Here is a 17,325-nt window from a genome sequence, read left to right as displayed (position 1 = left end):
TTAATCAAAGTATAAATGATAATAAGGATGAACTAAATGAGAAAAATCAATGTAATCGATTATGGTGCACGCGGACGTCACATTTTGATGGACAGTATCGGTTTTCAGCGTGCCTTAAATCAAGCTAAAAAGACACCTGTCGAAATCTATGTGCCGGCAGGAACATACTATATCGCAAAAGAATTAGTGATCTACCATCATACTACCCTTATTCTACATAAAGATGCGGTCATCAGAAGGATGAGCAATAGCGCCCTCCTCAAAAATGGTCGCAAACCAGGCTATCATGGATATGACGGCAATGGTTATATCACCATTAAAGGCGGCACTTTTGACCAGTATGGCCATGTTCTCAATTTCAACAATACCATTATGTCGCTTGGACACGCAAAAGAGATAAAGATTGAAGATGTGACTTTTAAGAATGTCGTCGGCGGTCATGCCATCGATGCGTGCGGACTGGATGGTTTTCACGTGAAAAACTGCCGTTTCCTGGGCTTCAGAGATGATTCAGGAAAAAGGCAGTTCAGTGAAGCGATTCAGATTGATCTCCAGCTGAAAGATTCATTTCCGAAGTTCGGCTATTATGACGGTACACCGACTCGCAATGTCATTATAGAGGACTGTTATTTCGGTGGTTCAGAAGAACCGCTGATGAAAGCATGGAACCGGGCAGTCGGCTCTCATGCCAGTCGATATGATGTTTTCTATGAGAATATTTTCATCGAGAATAATACGTTTGACGGCATGAATGACTATGCGGTCACACTGCTCAAATCAAAGATTGTCAAAGTGTCAGGCAATCAGTTTATAGACTGCAGAGGCGGCATCAGGTATCTTGCAGTCAATAAAGGCAAATACTCGACGTCTCCTGCCGGTATTGACAAAGGTGTGCAGGCCGGGGAGACAGTCATCATAGCAAACAATGATTTCAAATCAATCCGCCAGGAAGATGTCATTTTAATTAAAGGCTATAACGGTGTTAAAAACGAGGGCATCTATGTCTTCAACAATACATTTAATCAGGAGGACACGTGTGCGGTCCGTCTGATTGAAGCGGCAGATGTTTACTGCCATTGCAACAGGCATTTAAATACGATTCATCAGAAGCATGTTGACAAGCTTTTCAGTGACCTTTAATGATTATCCGGAAAAAGGACAGCCTTTTTTACGGTAATAAAAGTTCGGGTCGCGATAAGTATTATCGTAACCTTTATGGAAGTTGTGCACGAGTGAAGGAGAGATAGGCGGGATCAGCCAAGTCCAGTCGCCCGTGATATGCCGACCGGCAGCGTTCTCCTGTTCTTCGAATTTCTCGAACTGCTTACTCGCAGTGTAGTGGTCGACAACTGCAACACCTTGTGACTTATATGAATGATAGACGGCATAGTTCAGTTCGACGAGCGACCGGTCACGCCAGTAAGTAGCAGTCGTCTTTCGGTCAAAACCGAAACTGTCGGCAATCTGCTCTATCAAGTTGTAGCGGTAGCAGTCCAGCAGATTGCGGGATGCAATCTCTGATTCCATATACCAGCCATTAAAAGGCGCACATGGATAAATGATGCCGCCTATACGGAGTTCCATACCTGAGATGATTGGCACGGCATACCAGGCCAAATTCAGGTCATCGAATGCCGGGTGACTTGGATGACGAAGGGATACTTCGAGCACTTTTTCTTCCGGCAGCTCAAAAGTATGAAGTTGTCCGTCGTGCTGATAAACAATAGGTAGAAACTTGGAAGTGATGCCCGGCTTAATAGCTTTAACCGGGTCTGCTAACGTGTCACTAGTATAGCGGATCAGCTGGTCATTCAGAATGGTAAACGGTGTGTGATGACCATTACGCGGCGGAAAAACAGTGATGCTCGGTCTGATTTTGCCGTTGTTCGTTGCATAGTCGATATGGTGAAGCAGCGCTGTCTCAAATTCCGCGGGTGTTTGGACGCTCCGTTTATCTATTAAATTCAGTTTGTCCCAAAAGAGACGACCGATACAACGGTTGCTGTTACGCCATGCGACGCGTACACCATATTCAAGTTCTTCAGTCGTATGCTGATAAGTGCCGGTTTGACTGATTTCTTCTTCAATGACCCGTAATCGTGCTTTGGTGGCAGCGTCTGAGATATTGAGTTCCTGGTGCATGTTTCTGATAAAAGACTGGGCTAGTTCTAACATTTAATCACTCCTCTGAAAATTTGCGGTTGTTCAGAATAAAGATATAAGTCGCGACACTCGTCAGTAGGATGAGAACGCTGATAGCAATAAAGAAAAACTGATTATCTGTTACAGAGATAACAGTGCCTCCAATAATAGGACCGAATATACTGCCGATGCTGAAGACGATACCGCACATCAGATTGCCTGCCGGCAGTAAGTATCTAGGTGTGAGTTCTGTCATATAGGTGACACCGAGAGAATAAAGAGAACCTGTAAAGACGCCGGCAATAAAGAAGATGGCCATCATGCCGTAATGATGTGCGATAAAAAAATCGCCTAAAAGAAAGATACCTGCACCTATTAAGGTCAGTAACAGCATTAAATGACTTCTATTCATACGGTCAGACAGACTGCCGATTGGTACCTGGAAAAGGATGGTACCGAGACTGAACATCGGGAGTATCCAAGTGATATCGATTAAACTTAAATCATGTTTCAGTGCGAATACCGGGAAGTTGCTATTCAAAGAGCTCTCCATCACACCGAAGACCATCGGAAATAAGAACGCGATCCAGGAAGTATGGATGACTTTCCGGAAGTTGATGAAAGTAGAAGAAAGAGAGACTTTTTCTTCAGACGGCTCAGGAAAACTATTTTTCAGTGTAAAGACAAGTGAGAACGCAATGAACGTTAAGCCGGCACTGATTAAAAAGGGCAGTGACTCATGAATATTAACAAGCGGCACTAGAATAGGTCCAAGCATAAAGCCGAGTGAGAAGCTCAGCCCGTAATAAGCAAGTGCACGTCCGAGCTGATTGCGCGGCGTCACATGCGTGAGCCATGACTGCGTTGCGAAATGCAGCATATTGTCGCCGACACCGACAATCAGGCGCAGCACAAACCAGATAGACATCGCTTGAAGAACGGGAAAAAGCAGGAACGATAAACAGACGAGGACACCACCTGTAATAATGAGTGGCTTAAAACCCCACTTCCTGAGAAGTCCTTCAAGAAAAAGGGACGTCAGGAACACGCCGATATAAAGAGAAGTGGCATGGAAACCATTGACGATACTCGGCACATGATCCCGTTCGAATATAAAGGAAATAAGCGGCAGCAGCATGCCTTGAGAAAAGCCGGAGATGGAGACGACAGCTGAAAGGATAAAGACAAATTGTTTATTTTTCATATCATGACCTCTTCTATAAGTTAGTTAAATTGTAGCATTATTGCTTCACTTAAAGGTATGTTAATATGAAAGAGAAGACGTTAATAAAGGGAAAAAGAGGGATTAAGATGTTCAAAAAAACTGATGATAGCTTGATGCTGCATACGGATTTATATCAGATTAATATGGGAGAAACTTACTGGTTTGACGGCATACATGAGAATATGGCTGTCTTTGATGTTTATTTCAGAAGTATGCCGTTTGACGGTGGTTACGCAGTATTTGCCGGCCTCGAGAGAATCATCGAGTACGTGAAACGTTTTAAGTTTACGGACAGTGACATCGAATATTTACGTGAGCAAGGCTATCAGGAAGATTACCTGAGCTATTTAAAAGAGTTGAGATTCACTGGGAACATCGTCTCTATGCAGGAAGGTGAAATCTGTTTCAACAATGAGCCGTTACTCCGAATAGAAGCGCCGCTCATTCAAGCCCAGCTTTTAGAGACAGCTATCCTGAACATCGTCAATTTTCAGACGCTCATTGCGACGAAAGCAAGCCGCATTAAAAATATTGCACCGGACGAAATCTTTATGGAATTTGGAACACGTCGTGCGCAGGAGATGGATGCTGCTATCTGGGGTGCTCGCGCGGCTTATATTTCAGGTTTTGATTCAACGAGTAACGTCCGCGCCGGCAAATTGTTTGGTATGCCGATTTCAGGGACACATGCACATGCAATGGTTCAGGCATATGACGATGAATATACAGCGTTTAAGAAATACGCTGAGCGTCATAAGAACTGTGTCTTTTTAGTCGATACTTTCCATACACTGAAAAGTGGGGTGCCGAATGCGATTCGTGTGGCACAGGAGCTTGGCGACCAGATTAACTTCATCGGTATACGCTTGGATTCAGGAGACTTAAGCTATCTGTCAAAAGAAGCGCGCAAGATGCTCGATGCTGCAGGGTTCCCTGATGCGAAAATATTTGCTTCGAATGACCTGGACGAGGCGACTATCATCAACTTGAAGCAGCAAGGATGTAAAGTCACTGCATGGGGTATCGGCACAAAACTCATCACGGCTTACGATCAGCCTGCTTTAGGTGCCGTCTATAAACTGACAGCGATAGCTGATGATAACGGCGTACTGCAGGACCGTATTAAAATTTCTAACAATGCGGAGAAGGTGACAACACCTGGTAAAAAAGATTTATATCGCATTATTAACAATAAAACGGGTAAATCAGAAGGAGACTACGTTACACTCGCCCATGAAGATCCTCAATCAGAGGAAGTCTTGAAGATGTTTCATCCCATCTATACATACAAACAGAAATGGGTGAAAGACTTCACTGCTAAAAAATTGCTTCATCCTATATTTGAAAACGGCGAATTTGTTTACGACCAGCCTTCACTTGAAACAATCAGACAGTATCATCAGGATAATCTTGAACTAATCTGGGAAGAAACGAAGCGTTATATGAATCCTGAAGAGTACCCGGTCGATTTAAGTACAGCATGCTGGGAAAATAAAAACCACAAAATTCATGAAGTGGCAGATCGTATAAAGGAGTGGGAATCATGACATTACAAGAACAGATTATCGCAGAATTAAAAGTAAAACCTTCTATAAACGTTGAAGAGGAAACAAGAGTTATTCTTGATTTTATGAAGAATTATCTGAAAAGCTATCCATTTATGAAATCGATGGTGCTTGGTATTTCAGGCGGACAGGATTCAACACTTGCCGGTAAACTGGCTCAGATGGCTGTTGATGAACTGAACGCGGAAGGTGGAGATTATCAGTTTATTGCTATCCGCCTGCCTTATGGTACACAAAAAGATGAACAGGACTGTCAGGATGCCTTGGACTTTATCAATGCATCTAAAGAGTTGACTGTTAACATCAAACCGAGTGTGGAAGCAAGTCTTGAAACACTTAAAAATGCCGGTATACAGCTTACAGATTTCCAGAAAGGGAATGAAAAAGCGCGTGAACGTATGAAAGTTCAGTATTCTGTTGCTGCAGCAAACAGTGGTATCGTGCTGGGTACCGATCATGCAGCTGAGAGTATCACAGGTTTCTATACAAAATTTGGTGATGGAGGCGCAGATATTCTGCCGCTTGCCGGACTGAATAAACGTCAGGGCAGAGAAATTCTAAAATATTTAGGTTGTCCTGAACATCTCTATAATAAAAAACCGACGGCAGATTTAGAAGAAGATAAGCCGCAGTTACCAGATGAAGTGGCACTCGGCGTGACTTACGAAGCCATTGACCATTATCTTGAAGGACAGGAAGTCAGTGAACAAGATAGAAAAGTAATTGAAGGACATTTCCTGAAAACGCAGCATAAGCGTATGATGCCTATTACAAGATTTAGCGTGGATGAACTCATCCGCTAGTCTTGTGCTACCTCTTAATCTCTGATAGAATGCCTATGAATTAGGAGGTGCTATTGAATGGATAATCCATGGATTATGGTTGCTGTTATCTTTTTTATTAATATTATTTATGTCACATGTCTGACCATGCGGACAATCCTGACTTTAAAAGGTTATCGTTACCTGGCAGCAGGTGTCTCAGTCATTGAAGTTCTGGTCTATGTTGTAGGGCTTGGACTTGTCATGAAGAATCTGGATAATATCTGGAATGTGCTGGCGTATGCATTCGGTTTTGGCGTAGGGATTATAGTAGGGATGAAACTAGAAGAGAAAATCGCGCTCGGTTATATCGTTGTCAATGTGACAACTGCCGAATACGAACTTGATATCCCGCATACACTCCGCGACTTAGGCTATGGCGTGACGCATTACGTGGCGCACGGACGTGATGGTCATCGTATGATCATGCAGATTTTAACGCCACGTAAATATGAAATCAAGTTGACTGAAACAATCAGACAGCTTGACCCGAAAGCGTTTATCATCGCTTATGAGCCGAAGAATATTCACGGTGGATTCTGGGTGAAAGGTGTCCGCAGTAAAAAACTGCGTGCATATGATACAGATGAAATTTGAGGTCGCTGAAAGTGAGACAATTGCTGAGTGCCTCGCACGCATGAAAAAAGAGGGATTTACGCCCGTGAAACGAATGGAGAAGCCTATCTTCCATGAGACAGATAAAGGCATTGAAGTTCTGCGTCAGCAGATCATCTTTGTCGGCAAAAAAATAGATTAACAGACCTATCTGCTTAGCAGATAGGTTTTTTGCATTAAATTCCGTACATTTAATTATTTTTAATATTTAATGTACGTATCTAATAAAATTTGTTATACTTGAGGCGACTACTAATCAGATAGGAGAATACGGATGATTGAACGTTACTCAAGAAAAGAAATGGCTGATATTTGGAGTGAGCAGAACCGTTTTGAAGCATGGCTGGAAGTAGAAATCTTAGCATGTGAAGCTTGGAGCAAGTTAGGTGTGATTCCTGAAGAAGACGTCAAACTGATTCGTCAGAATGCACGCGTAAATGTTGAACGTGCAAAAGAAATCGAACTTGAAACTCGTCATGATGTGGTTGCTTTTACGCGTCAGGTCAGTGAAACACTCGGAGAAGAACGTAAATGGGTACATTACGGTCTGACAAGTACAGATGTGGTTGATACAGCACTTAGCTACGTTATTAAGCAGGCGAATGACATCATCGAGAAGGATCTTGAACGCTTTATCGAAGTGTTAAGAGTCAAAGCACTGAAATACAAGAATACGCTTATGATGGGACGTACACACGGTGTGCATGCAGAACCTACAACATTCGGTCTGAAAATGGCACTCTGGTATATGGAAATGCAGCGTAACATGAAACGTTTCAAAGAAGTTCGTAAAGAAATCGAAGTGGGTAAAATGAGCGGCGCAGTCGGCACATTTGCGAATATCCCGCCAGAAATTGAAGCGTATGTCTGCAAAGAACTGGGCATCGATTTTGCTGAAATTTCAACACAGACATTACAACGTGACCGTCATGCTTATTATGTTGCAACACTTGCTTTAATCGCAACATCACTCGAGAAATTTGCTGTTGAAGTTCGTAACCTTCAGAAAACAGAAACACGTGAAGTAGAAGAAGCATTTGCTAAAGGACAGAAAGGTTCTTCAGCAATGCCGCATAAACGTAATCCGATCGGTTCAGAGAACATCACAGGTATCGCACGTGTTATCCGTGGCTATGTGACGACAGCTTATGAAAACGTACCATTATGGCATGAACGTGACATCTCACATTCATCAGCAGAACGTATCATGCTGCCAGACGTGACGATTGCACTTGACTACGCATTAAACCGTTTTGCTAACATCATCGAGAACTTAACGGTTTACGAAGAAAACATGAAACGTAACATGAATAAGACATTCGGTTTAATTTATTCACAACGCGTCATGCTGACATTGATCGACAAAGGCATGGTACGTGAAGAAGCATACGACTTAGTACAGCCGAAAGCAATGGAATCATGGCAGACAGAAACACCATTCCGTGAATTAATTGAAAAAGAAGATAAAATCACAGAGCTGCTCTCACCAGCAGAACTGGATGAATGTTTCAATGAAAACCATCACCTGAACCAAGTGGATACATTGTTCAAGCGTGCAGGATTAGAATAATAGTTAATGAGACCCTTGTGAACATTGAGTGCACAAGGGTTTTTGTCTGTTCTGAATAAAATAAAAAGATACTAAATAAAAATGGCTCACTTCTAAATTTTACTATTTTTAACATTTTAGTTGTGGTACGCTAAACTTAATACTAGCAATGATGTATTCTTTTTTAGAGCAAGGAAGATGAAAGAAACAGTTTAGCGATAAATGGACGACTAAAAAAGGTCAGTTGTAATTAGTAAAAAGTTAACCTCTGGCACTGCTGCAGAGGTCTTTTTTCATCTGCACTTACTATATTTTTTAGACATTTTAATGTATTATACTTATTAAATGCAATGATATATGAGTGAGGTGAGAGCAGTGAATCAGGAGAATGTTGAAACAATTCTGAACCATATTGATAACAACGAACCAGTGACAACGAGTGGACTGGATTTAGAGCGCGAAGAAGTGGGAGATGCGCTTTCTTATATTAAAAAGAATAAGCTGGCAGAGGATATTCTGCTTAGAAAAGTAGAAGATACTTATACGATGATGGATGCGAGTACAGCTTACTTAACACCGAAAGGTAAAGAGCACATAACTGACCATGAATAATACTGTACTTCAGTCCAGTAGTGCGTTAAACTTAGACTATATCTTTCAAGGGGATGAACGGAATGCAAATTGAAAAATTAAGAGGGAAGCGTCTTGATGATTTATTCGATGCAATTCTTGCTCTCGAAAATCGTGAAGAATGCTACCAGTTTTTTGATGACTTATGTACGGTGAATGAATTACATTCATTATCACAACGTATGCAGGTCGCTAAGATGATCAAGCAAGGTCATACTTATGCAACAATTGAAAAAGAGTCAGGTGCGTCTACTGCGACTATTTCACGGGTGAAACGCTCATTACAATGGGGAAATGATGCGTACACGATGGTGATGGAACGTCTGGGCGAAGAACAGTAAAAAAATGGTACTGAATTGATTCAGTACCATTTTTATTTTATAATGAAGTCGAAATGAGGGCTATCATGAAAAGATTATTAATCGCAGGATTGGCTGCTTTTTTGCTCGCAGGTTGCAGTGAACAGTCTGAACAGCATCTGTCAGTAATCGACAATATTAAACAAATCAATCCACTGGAAAAATGGCTGTCTTCAAAAGAGAAATCTGTTGTAGACGGTGTCACTTATTATGGCGATACGATTATCGTCAATAAATCAATCAGTCTGCCGGCAGATTATGCTCCAGGTGAGAATGCTGAGGCAAGAGCGGCACTGGATAAGCTGATGACAGCAGGAACTGCGGAAGGGCTGAATTTTGCCATCAGAAGTGGCTTCAGAAGTTATGATGAACAGGATGTGCTGTATCATAATTATGTTGCACGAGACGGTAAGGCCGCTGCGGATACTTATAGCGCAGAGCCCGGCCACTCTGAACATCAGACCGGCCTTGCTTTCGACCTCGGTAGCCGTGAGTCTGTCAAAGATTTCACGATTTCTTTCGGTGACACACCAGAGGGAAAATGGCTCCAGACTCATGCGCAGAACTACGGTTTCATCATACGCTATCCAAAAGGAAAAGAGCATATTACCGGTTATCAGTATGAGCCTTGGCATATCCGTTATCTGGGTGATGATCTGGCGCAGGATGTCTATAAAAGCGGATTAACGTTAGAAGAGTATTTTGGGTTAGTCAAGTAAGAGAAAGTCAGTCAGTCGGACTGGCTTTTTTTCGTTATCGTTTCTTTAAAATGCTATAATTATAAATATGTCTTTAAAAGGAGTTTCTATATGTATGAGATAAATGACTGGCAGCATGTCTTCAAACTTGATCCTGCTAAAACAATTGATGATGAGTCGTTGCAGCGTCTATGTGAATCAGGAACAGATGCGATTATCGTAGGCGGAACAGATGATGTGACGATGGATAATGTGCTCGATTTAATGGCACGTGTCCGTCGCTACACAGTTCCTTGTGCGCTCGAAATCTCTAATCTTGAGAGCGTGATTCCAGGCTTTGACCGTTATTTGGTGCCAACTGTTCTTAACAGTCCGAACGTCCAGTTTCATAATGGCCTGTTGATTGAAGCGCTGAAAGCTTATGGTCACATGCTGAATTTTGAAGATTTCACGATGGAGGGGTATATCGTTCTGAATCCTGACAGCAAGGTCGCAAAGCTGACAGCAGCAGATACGACCCTGAGTGGTGAGGATCTCTATGCTTACGGGCAGATGATTGAACACTTTTACCGATTGCCGGTCTGTTATGTTGAATACAGTGGTACATATGGAGAGGTGAAGAAGCTTGCCGAGCTGAAATCAGCGCTTGAGAATACGCGTCTTATTTATGGCGGTGGTATTGAGTCACTGGCACAGGCTGAAGAGATGTTCCAGTATGCAGATACAATAGTTGTCGGTAACATCATCTACAGCGACCTGAAGAAGGCCCTCGAGACCGTTAAAATCAAAGGAAAGAAAGGATAATTCCTGTGAATGAATTACTGAATAGAATGAACGAAGAACAGCGTGCAGCTGTCAAAGCGACAGAAGGCCCCCTGCTGATCATGGCAGGTGCGGGTTCAGGCAAGACGCGGGTGCTAACGCATCGCATCGCCTATCTGATACAGGAAAAAGACGTTAACCCTTATAATATACTCGCGATTACGTTCACGAATAAAGCAGCAAAAGAAATGAAGGAACGTGTGCAGCATCTGATTGGCGAAGAAGCTGAAGCGGTATGGATCTCAACATTCCATTCGATGTGTGTCCGCATATTGAGACGTGACAGCGATAGAATCGGTATTGAGCGGAATTTCACGATTATTGACCCGACCGATCAGCGTTCAGTCATGAAAGAAGTACTGAAGCAGGAGAACATCGATCCGAAACGTTATGAACCCCGCACCTTGCTTGCCCAGATTTCAAATCTGAAAAATGAACTGAAGACACCGGAAGATGCTGAAAAAGAAGCGAATGATTTTATGGCGCAGATTGTCGCAAGAACGTATAAACGCTATCAGTCTATTCTGCTGAAAAATCAGGCGCTGGATTTCGATGATCTCATCATGACAACAATCGAACTCTTTGAACGTGCACCAGAAGCACTAAGCTATTATCAGAATAAATTCCAGTACATTCATGTCGATGAATATCAGGATACGAATAGAGCGCAGTACCTCCTAGTGAAGATGCTCGCAGAAAAGTTTGAAAATATCTGCGTCGTCGGTGACTCCGACCAATCCATTTACGGCTGGCGTGGTGCAGATATCTACAATATTCTGAGCTTTGAGGAAGATTATCAGAATGCCCGTACAATCTTCCTCGAACGTAACTACCGCTCCACGAAAAATATTCTGCATGCCGCGAATGAAGTCATCAGACATAATTCAGAACGAAAACCAAAAGCATTATGGACTGAAAGTGATGAAGGCAGTAAAATCAAGTACTTCAAAGCACAGAGCGAGCGTCATGAAGCGGAATATATCATCTCTGAAGTACAGAATAAGCAGCGGGAAGGCTACCGGTTGGATGATATGGCTATTCTTTACCGGACGAACGCACAGTCCCGTGTGCTGGAGGAAACACTGCTTAAATCAAATATCAGCTATACGATGGTCGGCGGGACCAAGTTCTACGACCGTAAAGAAATCAAAGATATTTTAAGTTATCTGAGACTTGTGGCGAACAGCAATGAAGACATCAGCTTTGCGCGTATCATCAATACACCGAAACGTGGGGTAGGACCAGGTGCACTGGATAAGATTACAGCATATGCAGAGATGAATGGTCTGAGCTACTTTGATGCGCTTGCAGAAGTGGATTTCATCGGACTGCCGAAGAAGACTACTGAAGCGCTAGTCAAGTTCTATGATATGATGGATGGTTTTATGAAGCAGCAGGAGTTTCTGTCTATCACAGAACTGACGGAACAGATCATGGAGAAGACAGGTTATATGGATATGCTGAAAGCAGATCGAACGCTTGAATCACAGTCACGTCTTGAAAACCTGGAAGAGTTTCTCAGTGTTCCTCAGGACTACGAGAAAAATACGCCGATTGAAGAGCAGTCACTCGTCAATTTCCTGACAGATTTATCACTGGTCAGCGATGTGGACAGTGCAGATCTAGAAGCGGGTATTACACTCATGACCATTCACTCTGCTAAAGGTCTGGAGTTCAAGGTCGTCTTTATCGCCGGTCTGGAAGAGTCTATTTTCCCTCATTCGAGAAGTCTGTCGGAAGAATCGGAAATGGAAGAGGAACGCCGTTTAATGTATGTGGCAATTACGCGTGCTGAAGAGCATCTACATGTCACACACGCTGACTCACGGACACTTTTCGGACGTAGTCAGGCCAATCGCCGTTCTCGTTTCCTGGATGAGATTCCTGAAGATCTGCTGGAGGGTAAGAAGACAGTGATTCAGAAAAGAGGTTTCGCAAGACGGACAACGAATAATAAACCTGCACCAGGCGAATATAAAATCGGGGATAAAGTCATCCATAAAACATGGGGTGAGGGTCTTGTCAGTCATGTGACTGATAAAGAGGGTTCACAGGAACTGGACATTATTTTTAAATCTGTCGGTATGAAGCGTCTGTTAAGCCAGTTCGCACCGATTCAAAAGAAGGAGTAAATGATGCAGCAAAGAGTAGATGAATTACACCGTTTATTGCACCGGTATAACTATGAATATCATGTGCTGGATACGCCGTCTGTTCCTGACAGTGAATACGATAAGCTGCTGCATGAGCTCATCGCGATTGAAGAAGAATATCCCGATCTGAAGACAGCGGATTCACCGACTGTCCGAGTAGGGGGAACACCCCTATCATCGTTTGAAAAGGTGAAACATGATACGCCGATGCTTAGTCTCGGCAATGCATTTAACGAAGAAGACTTACGTGCATTTGACCGTCGCGTTGTAGAAAGTGCCGGTCAAGTGGATTATATGGTAGAGCTGAAGATAGATGGACTTGCAGTTTCCCTGAAATACCAGGATGGTCGCTTTGTCCAAGGACTGACGCGCGGCGATGGTACAACAGGAGAGAATATCACTGAGAACATCAAGACAATTTACGCAGTGCCGCTTGTGATAAAAGATCCTTTAACATTTGAAGTGCGCGGCGAAGCCTATATGCCTCGCCAGTCGTTCATCAATCTCAACAAAGAAAAAGAGAAGAACGGTGAACCGCTTGCAGCGAATCCGCGTAATGCGGCAGCAGGTTCACTCAGACAGCTGGACTCCAAGCTTGCTGCTAAACGCAAGCTGGACATCTTTCTCTATAGTGTGAACGATTTACGTGAGCTGGATGTGCCGTCACAGAGTGCCGCACTTGATAAGCTGGATGATATCGGTTTTAAGACGAATCACGAACGAAAATTATGCAAAAATATCGATGAAGTACTGGACTATATCCAGCACTGGACAGAAGAACGGAACAATCTGGCGTATGATATCGACGGAATCGTCATTAAAGTCAATGATCTTGCAAAGCAGGAAGAACTTGGCTTCACTGCTAAATCTCCTCGCTGGGCGATTGCCTACAAATTCCCGGCAGAAGAAGTCATGACGAAGCTGAGGGATATTGAAATCTCAGTAGGACGTACAGGTGCAGTGACACCAACCGCTATCCTTGAACCTGTTAAAGTTGCAGGGACGACAGTCGGCCGTGCATCCCTTCATAATGAAGACCTCATCCGGGAAAAAGATATCCGTATCGGTGATGAAGTTATTATCCGTAAAGCGGGTGATATTATTCCCGAAGTCGTCAGACCTGTCCTTGACCGGAGACCTGATGATGCCGTGCCTTACCATATGCCTGAACATTGTCCGGCCTGTGGTCATGAACTAGTACGTATTGAAGGAGAAGTAGCACTACGCTGTATCAATCCGGCCTGCGAAGCGAAACTTGTTGAAGGTGTGATTCACTTCGTGTCACGCCAGGCGATGAATATTGACGGACTCGGTGAACGTATCGTTGAACAGCTGTTCCAGGCAGAGCTGATCCGCGATGTCGCAGATATTTACTATTTGAAACGTGAAGATCTACTGCCGCTTGAGCGCATGGCGGACAAGAAAGTCGATAAACTGCTGCAGGCGATTGAAGCGTCTAAAGCTAACTCACTGGAGCGTCTGCTCTTTGGACTCGGCATCAGACATCTAGGTGCAAAAGCAAGCCGTATTATAGCAGAGGAATACGGTTCTATGGAAAAACTGGCAGCAGCTACAGAAGAAGAACTGACAGCAATCCATGAAATCGGTCATAAGATAGCACAGTCAGTCGTCACGTATCTGCATAATGAAGATATGAGAGAACTGCTTCTGAAACTGAAAGAAGCTGGTGTCAACATGACTTATACTGGCACAAAAGTTGAAGTGGTCAGCAATACAGAATTTATGGATAAGACCATTGTACTGACCGGTAAGCTTGAGATTATGACAAGAACAGAAGCATCTGAGAAACTGACATCACTCGGTGCCAAAGTGACGAGCAGTGTGACGAAGAAGACGGATCTTGTTATTGCAGGTGAGGAAGCTGGCAGTAAACTCGCTAAAGCAGAGTCTCTCGGCATTGAAGTCTGGAGCGAAGAACAACTCATCAACAAACTACAGGAAATAGGTTAAGGTGAACGTATGAAAAAAGCATCATTACTACTGTTATCCGCCCTGCTACTAGCAGGCTGCAGTGATAACGGTGACCATAATAATAGTAAGACCAATCAGACAGAAGATGAAAAACAGATTGCGACAGATGCTCAGATTTCAAAGGAATATTACCGCACACTTCTTCCGTTTAAGGAGAGCCAGGCACGTGGTCTGACGAGCACGAATATGGCAAGCGCTTATAACGGTGAAGCATTTGAAGATGGGCTACTGAATATCAGTCAGAAAGTCTATTCACCAGACGAATACTTCTTCCGCGACGGTCAGCTGCTCACTAAAGAAGCTGTGCAGAGCTATCTTGAACCCCAGTTCACGAAAGAAGAAATTGATGCGATGGATGAAGATACACGAATCGAACGAAATGCTTACGCGAATTTCGGGTTAAACCCATCTCACAAAGGTGAAACGGATCCCGTTAAAATTGCTCAGAACTCACCTGCTTACTTATCTCACATTCTGGAGCAGGACTTCTATACTGAAGAAGATGCGAAGAAAGACAAACTGTCTGGCATGACGATTGGTCTCGCGATGAACAGCGTCTATTATTATCAGAAAGAACAGTACGGCGAAGTATACAGCCAGAAGCTTGATCCGAAGATCAGTGCCGCAAAAGGAAAAGAGATGGCGGATGAAATATTGTCACGTCTAAGAGTGAAGTCGGAACTGAAAGACTTGCCGATTACTTTTGCAATATTTGTTCAGTCATCAGCGGAAAGCATTACGCCAGGTCATTTTGTCGCATATGGAACGAGCGATAAAGGAGATAACATCAAGAAGTGGACAAGTATAGACGAAGACCATATACTCTTGCCTTCTGCTGAAGCTGAAAAGATTGATGAAGGTCTGAATAATAACTTTAAACAGTTTAATGAGTCGCTCAGTAACTATTTCCCGAACTTCACACAGGCGATAGGCTCTGCACATGTAGTGGATAAGAAAATCAGTTCACTGACTATCAGTATCCCGCTTGATTACTTCGGCAAAGCTGAAGTAATTGGTGTCACTCAGCATATTGCAGACCAGTCTAAGAAGTATTTTGATGGCCTGGATAGCTACGAGATTTCTGTTGTCGATAACAACAAACCACTTGCCCTAATTACGAAGGAAAAAGGCAGTGACCAGAATATTCATATTTACCAGCAATAAAAAAAGTCTTGTCTCCGGTTTGGGGACAAGACTTTTTTTGTATTAACTTTTAACGATACGAACCATTTCATCGAATTCATCAAGAATACGTTGTTCTGGTTTTCTTGTCATCATGCTGACAAGAACTGTTGAAATCAGACTGATTAAGAAGCCTGGGATGATTTCGTATAAGTCGAATATTGCGGCATGCTGTTCTGGTGCTTTCATGATAATCCAGAAGATGACTGTAAGAGATCCTAGGATCATACCTGTAATGGCACCTTCTTTTGTCAGGCCTTTCCAGTACAATGACAGAAGGACTAATGGACCAAATGCAGCCCCAAAGCCTGCCCAGGCATTACCTACTAAGTTTAAGATTGTATCATTAGGATTCCAGGCAATTGCACCTGCGACAATCGCAACGAGTAATACTGACAGACGGCCGACAAGAACAAATTCTTTCTCGCGAGAAGTGTCCTGAATATTTGTTTTACGGAGTAACATGTAAAAATCCTGTGTTAACGAACTAGATGTTACGAGTAATTGTGAAGAAATCGTACTCATAATCGCTGCCAGGATGGCTGCTAAGAAGAAGCCGGCAATCAGCGGATGGAATAAAATCTGACTCATCACAACGAAGATAGTCTCTGGATTATCCAGCTTCTGACCAGATTCGTGGATGAATGAAATACCGACTAAACCGGTCATACAAGCACCGATTAATGAAACGGCCATCCATGAAATACCGATACGGCGTGCAGCCGGCAGCATTTTATGTGTTTTAATCGACATGAAACGAACGATAATATGAGGCTGACCGAAGTAACCGAGACCCCAGGCTACGAGTGAGATAATACCGATAGTCGTAGTCCCTTTGAACCAGTCAAGGTTTGTCGGTTCAAGTGTTGCCGCGTCTCCTAATGTATCAAGACCATTTAATTTAAGCATGGCTACAATCGGCACCATGACTAAAGCAATCAGCATGATGACCCCTTGGAAGAAGTCAGTCAGTGACACAGCGAGGTAACCCCCAAAAAGCGTATAGATGATGACGATGCCTGCTGTTAAGATTAAGCCCCAGTGGTAGTTAAGACCGAATGCACTTTCGAATAAGACACCACCGGAAACCATACCGGCCTGTGTATAAAGCGTAAAGAAGATGATGATAACTAAACCAGAAATAATTTTTAAGATACGTGTATGGTCACTTACGCGTTTCTCAAAGAAATCGGGAATTGTAATCGCGTTATCAGCTAACTCTGTATATACGCGAAGACGTGGTGCGACTAAGATGTAGTTTAACCAGGCACCGATAGTCAGTCCGATCGCAATCCATGTAGCTGATAGACCTGTTGAATAAACAGAACCAGGTAATCCCATCAGCATCCAGCCACTCATATCAGCTGCGCCGGCAGAGAGGGCAGTAACAAGAGGGCCGAGGCTACGGCCACCAAGCATATATTCATCGAGCGTACTTGTCGATTGCTTATATGCATAATAACCAATACCTAGGAGAATTAAGAAATAAACGGCAATCATGACGTAAGTCATCCAAGTGGCTTCGATTTTGACGTTTTGAAAAGTATGTCCTAAAATCATTTGTTTTCCTCC

At 43.1% G+C, this 17,325-nt stretch carries 16 protein-coding genes; 13 read left to right on the top strand and 3 right to left on the bottom strand.

Annotation, left to right across the window (positions count from 1 at the left end; translation table 11 throughout):
* Positions 1-36: 36 nt before the first annotated feature.
* On the top strand, positions 37-1,140 hold the full coding sequence (locus MGG13_RS09260) for a glycoside hydrolase family 55 protein (protein ID WP_239034685.1): 1,104 nt from the start codon (positions 37-39) through the stop codon (positions 1,138-1,140).
* A gap of 3 nt (positions 1,141-1,143) precedes the next feature.
* On the opposite strand, the gene MGG13_RS09255 is transcribed toward MGG13_RS09260, so the two are convergent.
* On the bottom strand, positions 1,144-2,175 hold the full coding sequence (locus MGG13_RS09255; RefSeq protein WP_239034684.1) for a nitric oxide synthase oxygenase: 1,032 nt from the start codon (positions 2,173-2,175) through the stop codon (positions 1,144-1,146).
* Positions 2,176-2,179: 4 nt separating this feature from the next.
* A complete protein-coding gene (locus tag MGG13_RS09250; protein ID WP_239034683.1) occupies positions 2,180-3,346 on the bottom strand; it encodes an MFS transporter in 1,167 nt (388 codons plus the stop codon).
* Positions 3,347-3,453: 107 nt separating this feature from the next.
* Between MGG13_RS09250 and MGG13_RS09245 the strand changes: the two genes are divergently transcribed.
* The 12 genes from MGG13_RS09245 to MGG13_RS09190 all read left to right on the top strand — a co-directional run bounded on the left by MGG13_RS09245 (position 3,454) and on the right by MGG13_RS09190 (position 15,735).
* The gene (locus MGG13_RS09245) at positions 3,454-4,914 is read left to right on the top strand and encodes a nicotinate phosphoribosyltransferase (RefSeq protein ID WP_239034682.1); all 1,461 of its coding nucleotides are present in this window, start codon (positions 3,454-3,456) and stop codon (positions 4,912-4,914) included.
* The gene (nadE, locus tag MGG13_RS09240) at positions 4,911-5,735 is read left to right on the top strand and encodes an ammonia-dependent NAD(+) synthetase (RefSeq protein ID WP_239034681.1); all 825 of its coding nucleotides are present in this window, start codon (positions 4,911-4,913) and stop codon (positions 5,733-5,735) included. The genes MGG13_RS09245 and nadE overlap by 4 nt, the downstream gene beginning before the upstream one ends.
* A 57-nt stretch (positions 5,736-5,792) precedes the next feature.
* Positions 5,793-6,350 carry a DUF2179 domain-containing protein gene (locus MGG13_RS09235; protein WP_239034680.1) on the top strand — a complete coding sequence of 186 codons (558 nt, stop codon included), beginning with the start codon at positions 5,793-5,795 and terminating at the stop codon, positions 6,348-6,350.
* A complete protein-coding gene (locus tag MGG13_RS09230) occupies positions 6,340-6,510 on the top strand; it encodes an NETI motif-containing protein (RefSeq protein ID WP_239034679.1) in 171 nt (56 codons plus the stop codon). Before MGG13_RS09235 ends, MGG13_RS09230 begins: the two co-directional genes overlap by 11 nt.
* A gap of 132 nt (positions 6,511-6,642) precedes the next feature.
* Entirely contained in the window at positions 6,643-7,938 is a 1,296-nt protein-coding gene (gene purB, locus MGG13_RS09225) for an adenylosuccinate lyase (RefSeq protein WP_239034678.1), read from the top strand.
* Between the two features lie 336 nt (positions 7,939-8,274).
* Positions 8,275-8,529: a hypothetical protein gene (locus MGG13_RS09220; protein WP_239034677.1), complete on the top strand. Its 255-nt coding sequence runs from the start codon at positions 8,275-8,277 to the stop codon at positions 8,527-8,529.
* Positions 8,530-8,591: 62 nt separating this feature from the next.
* A complete protein-coding gene (locus MGG13_RS09215) occupies positions 8,592-8,888 on the top strand; it encodes a YerC/YecD family TrpR-related protein (protein ID WP_133431533.1) in 297 nt (98 codons plus the stop codon).
* Between the two features lie 65 nt (positions 8,889-8,953).
* Positions 8,954-9,625 carry a M15 family metallopeptidase gene (locus MGG13_RS09210; RefSeq protein WP_133431534.1) on the top strand — a complete coding sequence of 224 codons (672 nt, stop codon included), beginning with the start codon at positions 8,954-8,956 and terminating at the stop codon, positions 9,623-9,625.
* Positions 9,626-9,715: 90 nt separating this feature from the next.
* The gene (pcrB, locus tag MGG13_RS09205; RefSeq protein ID WP_239034676.1) at positions 9,716-10,408 is read left to right on the top strand and encodes a heptaprenylglyceryl phosphate synthase; all 693 of its coding nucleotides are present in this window, start codon (positions 9,716-9,718) and stop codon (positions 10,406-10,408) included.
* Between the two features lie 5 nt (positions 10,409-10,413).
* The gene (pcrA, locus tag MGG13_RS09200) at positions 10,414-12,558 is read left to right on the top strand and encodes a DNA helicase PcrA (RefSeq protein ID WP_239034675.1); all 2,145 of its coding nucleotides are present in this window, start codon (positions 10,414-10,416) and stop codon (positions 12,556-12,558) included.
* A gap of 3 nt (positions 12,559-12,561) precedes the next feature.
* The gene (gene ligA / locus MGG13_RS09195; RefSeq protein ID WP_420827894.1) at positions 12,562-14,550 is read left to right on the top strand and encodes an NAD-dependent DNA ligase LigA; all 1,989 of its coding nucleotides are present in this window, start codon (positions 12,562-12,564) and stop codon (positions 14,548-14,550) included.
* A 9-nt stretch (positions 14,551-14,559) separates the two neighbouring features.
* Positions 14,560-15,735 carry a CamS family sex pheromone protein gene (locus MGG13_RS09190; RefSeq protein WP_239034673.1) on the top strand — a complete coding sequence of 392 codons (1,176 nt, stop codon included), beginning with the start codon at positions 14,560-14,562 and terminating at the stop codon, positions 15,733-15,735.
* 42 nt (positions 15,736-15,777) lie between these two features.
* Here MGG13_RS09190 and putP read toward each other — a convergent pair whose 3' ends face one another.
* Positions 15,778-17,313 (bottom strand): sodium/proline symporter PutP, encoded by a 1,536-nt coding sequence (gene putP, locus MGG13_RS09185; protein WP_239034672.1) that lies wholly within the window; start codon positions 17,311-17,313, stop codon positions 15,778-15,780.
* Between the last annotated feature and the right edge of the window lie 12 nt (positions 17,314-17,325).

This window comes from Macrococcus brunensis, assembly GCF_022343725.1.
Taxonomy (GTDB): domain Bacteria; phylum Bacillota; class Bacilli; order Staphylococcales; family Staphylococcaceae; genus Macrococcus; species Macrococcus brunensis.
The sequence above is the reverse complement of the archived record's forward strand: the minus strand, read 5'-3'. Positions and strand labels throughout refer to the sequence as shown.

Excerpts from the sequence above, each read along its gene's own strand:
- MGG13_RS09260 (WP_239034685.1), top strand. The coding sequence starts at position 37 with ATGAGAAAAATCAATGTAATCGATTATGGTGCACGCGGACGTCACATT.
- MGG13_RS09255 (WP_239034684.1), bottom strand. The coding sequence starts at position 2,175 with ATGTTAGAACTAGCCCAGTCTTTTATCAGAAACATGCACCAGGAACTC.
- MGG13_RS09250 (WP_239034683.1), bottom strand. The coding sequence starts at position 3,346 with ATGAAAAATAAACAATTTGTCTTTATCCTTTCAGCTGTCGTCTCCATC.
- MGG13_RS09245 (WP_239034682.1), top strand. The coding sequence starts at position 3,454 with ATGTTCAAAAAAACTGATGATAGCTTGATGCTGCATACGGATTTATAT.
- nadE (WP_239034681.1), top strand. The coding sequence starts at position 4,911 with ATGACATTACAAGAACAGATTATCGCAGAATTAAAAGTAAAACCTTCT.
- MGG13_RS09235 (WP_239034680.1), top strand. The coding sequence starts at position 5,793 with ATGGATAATCCATGGATTATGGTTGCTGTTATCTTTTTTATTAATATT.
- MGG13_RS09230 (WP_239034679.1), top strand. The coding sequence starts at position 6,340 with ATGAAATTTGAGGTCGCTGAAAGTGAGACAATTGCTGAGTGCCTCGCA.
- purB (WP_239034678.1), top strand. The coding sequence starts at position 6,643 with ATGATTGAACGTTACTCAAGAAAAGAAATGGCTGATATTTGGAGTGAG.
- MGG13_RS09220 (WP_239034677.1), top strand. The coding sequence starts at position 8,275 with ATGAGTGAGGTGAGAGCAGTGAATCAGGAGAATGTTGAAACAATTCTG.
- MGG13_RS09215 (WP_133431533.1), top strand. The coding sequence starts at position 8,592 with ATGCAAATTGAAAAATTAAGAGGGAAGCGTCTTGATGATTTATTCGAT.
- MGG13_RS09210 (WP_133431534.1), top strand. The coding sequence starts at position 8,954 with ATGAAAAGATTATTAATCGCAGGATTGGCTGCTTTTTTGCTCGCAGGT.
- pcrB (WP_239034676.1), top strand. The coding sequence starts at position 9,716 with ATGTATGAGATAAATGACTGGCAGCATGTCTTCAAACTTGATCCTGCT.
- ligA (WP_420827894.1), top strand. The coding sequence starts at position 12,562 with ATGCAGCAAAGAGTAGATGAATTACACCGTTTATTGCACCGGTATAAC.
- MGG13_RS09190 (WP_239034673.1), top strand. The coding sequence starts at position 14,560 with ATGAAAAAAGCATCATTACTACTGTTATCCGCCCTGCTACTAGCAGGC.
- putP (WP_239034672.1), bottom strand. The coding sequence starts at position 17,313 with ATGATTTTAGGACATACTTTTCAAAACGTCAAAATCGAAGCCACTTGG.